1 protein-coding gene is annotated in these 1,100 nt (G+C 37.5%); it reads left to right on the forward strand.

The window, feature by feature from the left end; genetic code table 11:
* Positions 1 to 59 precede the first annotated feature (59 nt).
* Complete coding sequence (locus QMA12_RS22045; RefSeq protein WP_290211510.1) at positions 60 to 1,085, forward strand: IS630 family transposase; 1,026 nt, start codon at positions 60 to 62, stop codon at positions 1,083 to 1,085.
* Positions 1,086 to 1,100 lie beyond the last annotated feature (15 nt).

A 1,100-nucleotide genomic window follows, 5' to 3' on the forward strand; every position in this document is an offset into this window, starting at 1 on the left:
TATACCCGTGATCAATGAAGGTGCTTGATTTTTACAGTAATGAGGATCATGATACCCACATGAAAAAAATTGAATTGACCACAGAGCAAAAAATAGATCTTGAAGCCCTTCACGACGCAAGCCGTGATGGTCGTATTCGAGATCGGATAAAAGCGGTATTACTGCGCTCTGAAGATTGGTCAACGCCGATGATTGCTCAAGCATTGCGACTTCATGAAACTACAATTGTCAGGCACATTGATGATTATATAAGTAAAAACAAGTTAGCACCTGAAAATGGTGGCTCTCGCTCTTATTTAAATCAGCATCAAACGGCGGATGTCATTGAACATATTACGCAAAATACTTACCGTTATTCTTACGAAATCATCGAGTATATATGGAAAACTCATGCGCTCCGTTTTTCTATTTCAGGGTTGAATAAATGGCTCCACCGCCACAATTTTAGCTACAAATACCCTAAAGGTGTGCCACATAAGTTTGATGAAGAAAAACAAGCTGTTTTTATTAAAGAATATGAAGAGTTAAAAGCGCAAGTAGCTGATGAAACAATCTATTTTATTGATGCAATGCACCCAACTCAAGCAACAAAAGTAAGTTGTGGTTGGATAAGAAAAGGACAGGATAAACCATTAGCAACCACAGGTAGTCGAACACGATTAAATCTTATTGGTGCGATTGATTTGAATAACTTAACAGCAGCACACGTTAAGCGCTATGAGAAAGTAAATAGTGAGACAATTCAGACGTTTTTTACTGAATTACGCGCACAGAATGATGGTGACAAGCGCATTCATATCATTTTAGATGGTGCAGGATACCATCGAGCACTTGATGTTAAAAAGAAGGCAAAAGAGCTCAATATTAAACTTCATTACCTCCCGCCTTACAGTCCCAATTTGAACCCCATAGAGCGGTTATGGAAAGTAATGAACGAGCATGTCAGAAATAATAAATATTTTGCAACAGCAAAAGAATTTAGAGATAAAATCGATGAGTTTTTTAGTCAAACACTTCCTAATTTAGGCGATATTTTGGCGAGCAGAATTAACGACAATTTTCAGGTGTTAAATTCTGCATCTTGAGGTGTGATGGGTATA

Source organism: Pseudoalteromonas sp. APC 3893 (assembly GCF_030408095.1).
Lineage (GTDB): Bacteria > Pseudomonadota > Gammaproteobacteria > Enterobacterales > Alteromonadaceae > Pseudoalteromonas.